At 62.7% G+C, this 2453-nt stretch carries 3 protein-coding genes and 1 pseudogene; all 4 read left to right on the top strand.

The genetic code is table 11. The features are described 5' to 3' along the window. On the top strand, positions 1 to 1004 hold a 1004-nt coding region (gene tig / locus EOA33_RS32270), incomplete at its 5' end, for a trigger factor (RefSeq protein ID WP_127407469.1). Between the two features lie 179 nt (positions 1005 to 1183). Next, entirely contained in the window at positions 1184 to 1708 is a 525-nt protein-coding gene (locus EOA33_RS32265; RefSeq protein ID WP_126054219.1) for a hypothetical protein, read from the top strand. A 185-nt stretch (positions 1709 to 1893) separates the two neighbouring features. Next, a complete protein-coding gene (locus tag EOA33_RS32260) occupies positions 1894 to 2274 on the top strand; it encodes a cytochrome c family protein (RefSeq protein ID WP_126054220.1) in 381 nt (126 codons plus the stop codon). Between the two features lie 34 nt (positions 2275 to 2308). Then, positions 2309 to 2453 (top strand): annotated as a pseudogene (locus tag EOA33_RS41035) (protoheme IX farnesyltransferase); the annotation flags it as partial.

The following is a 2453-nucleotide window of genomic DNA, read 5'->3' as shown; positions in this document are numbered from 1 at the left end:
CCGGCAAGGCAGCCGAAGGCGACCGCGTGACCATTGACTATGTCGGCAAGATCGGTGGCGAGGCGTTCTCCGGCGGCGCCGGCAACGACCAGCCGCTGGTGTTGGGTTCCAAAGAGTTCATCCCGGGCTTCGAGGACCAGCTGATCGGCGCCAAGGCCGGCGACGAGAAGCAGGTCACCGTCACCTTCCCGGAAAACTACCAGGCTGCGCATCTGGCCGGCAAGGAAGCCACCTTCGACGTCACCGTCAAGGAAGTGGCGAAGCCGGGCGAACTCGAGATCAATGACGAGACGGCCAAGAACCTCGGCCTGGAATCGCTGGAGCGCCTGCGCGAGATCGTGCGCGGCCAGATCGAGAACCAGTTCGGCTCGATGACGCGCCAGAAGGTCAAGCGCCAGCTGCTCGACCAGCTCGACGCATCCTATTCGTTCGAGGCGCCCTCGAAGCTCGTCGAGGCCGAGTTCAACAACATCTGGAACCAGGTCAACCGCGATCTGGAAGCCGCCGGCCGCACCTTCGCCGACGAAGAGACGACGGAAGAAGAGGCGCGCGCGGAATATATGCGCCTGGCGGAGCGCCGCGTGCGCCTCGGCCTGGTGCTCGCCGAAATCGGCGAGAAGGCCGGCGTCACCGTCTCTGACGAGGAATTGCAGCGCGGCCTGTTCGAGCAGGTTCGCCGCTTTCCCGCCAACCAGCAGCAGGAAGCCTTCGAGTTCTACCGCAACAACCCGGACGCGCTGAACACGCTGCGCGCGCCGATGTTCGAGGAGAAGGTGGTCGACCATCTGCTCGGCCAGATCTCCGTCACCGACGTCAAGGTCGGCAAGGAAGAACTGATGGCCGACGACGAGGACAGCGAGACCGTGGCCAAGGCGAAGCCGGCGAAAAAGGCTGCATCGAAGAAGGCCGAAGCCAAGGCAAGTGAAGCCAAGGCCGGCGACGACGCAGAGGAACCAAAAAAGAAGGCGGCGCCGAAAAAGAAGGCCGCCAAGGACGCCGAGTAACGCGCGTACCAGACTTGAATTTGCCAAAGGCCGCCCTCGGGCGGCCTTTTTCGTTGAGGCCTGGTGTTGTGGCTTCGGCGCAACAGCGGCGTGCTCGAATGGTGGCGCGCGGCTGGCGATACGAAACCTTGATGATTATCTGCGCTTGTGTCGCGAAACAGAGGGCGTTGGAGGCATCGTTGAGGCGGTTCGTCGAAAAGGGCGGCGTGGTGGCGGCGGCGCTCGCTTTCATCTCTGCCTGCGGCGTGGCCGAGGCCGATGCCGCTCTCGACAATTGGCGTTTCGATACCAGCAATGACGGTCTGGTCACCGCCTCGCTTTATGCCGACAACAAGCTTCTCACCGGTGGCGGCGCGCTGGGCTACAGTCCGGTGCTGACCATCGCCTGCCAGCCGGGTGGCGAGCCGCACTGGAGCGAATGGGTGCAGCTCAACGATGCCGTGTCCGCCAGCCGCAAGATCACCATGTCGGTTACTGTCGACGGCGACCGCAAATTCGATGAGAGCTGGTCCGTCGGTACGCGCGGCAAGGTGCTGGTCAGGGATGGCGCCGATGGCATCAAGCGGCTGGTGCCGGCGAGCCGGCTTCTGCTTTCCTGGCGCTTCGGCCTGCTGGCGGGACGCGGCGAGGCGGATTTCGACCTTTCCGGACTTGGCGAGGCGGTCGACAGGATCGCCGGGGCTTGCAACACCGATCCACCCTGAGCGCGTCCTAAACCATCGCAATCTCTGGCTTTTTCTATCCGCCGTTCGGAATCCGTGGTATGTAGGTGCCGCAATTCCACTGCGGCAGTGCGGATATTCCGTACTTGCCATCAAAGGGCGCAAGCCGACGTGATCGGCTGCGTGAATCGTCCAAGGCAGGATGACGACCAGGGAGGAAGTGCCATATGCGCGCCATCGCATTTATTGCAGCCGTGTCCGTAACAGCCTTCACCGCCCATCCCTCGCAGGCGCAGGACGCCGCGGCGGGTGAGAAGGTTTTCGTCAAATGCAAGGTCTGCCACATCGCGGACGAGGACAAGAACAAGATCGGCCCTTCATTGCATGGCGTTATTGGCCGCACGGCGGGCACGCACCCTGATTTCGCATACTCCCAGGCGATGATCGATGCCGGCAAGTCCGGCGTCAAATGGGACGACCCGACGCTGACGACCTATCTTCACGATCCCAAGGCCATGGTCAAAGGGACCAAGATGGCGTTTGCCGGTCTCAAGAACGACCAGGACGTGGCCAACGTCATCGCCTATCTCAAGCAGTTCTCGCAATAGTCATTCTTCCTGCCTCCATCGGTGGTCGCCTGCAATGTCGACTAGGGAAAGCCGCCTCGAGGACAACGGCATTCGCCTCTCGGAAGCGACGGCCGCCGATTTCTTCGCGCTGCTCAAACCGCGCGTCATGGCGCTTGCCGTCTTCACTGCTTTCGTCGGCTTGATGGTGGCGCCCGGCT

It is taken from the genome of Mesorhizobium sp. M4A.F.Ca.ET.050.02.1.1, from assembly GCF_003997725.1.
Classification (GTDB): domain Bacteria; phylum Pseudomonadota; class Alphaproteobacteria; order Rhizobiales; family Rhizobiaceae; genus Mesorhizobium.
This window is presented reverse-complemented; position numbering and strand designations above follow the sequence as displayed.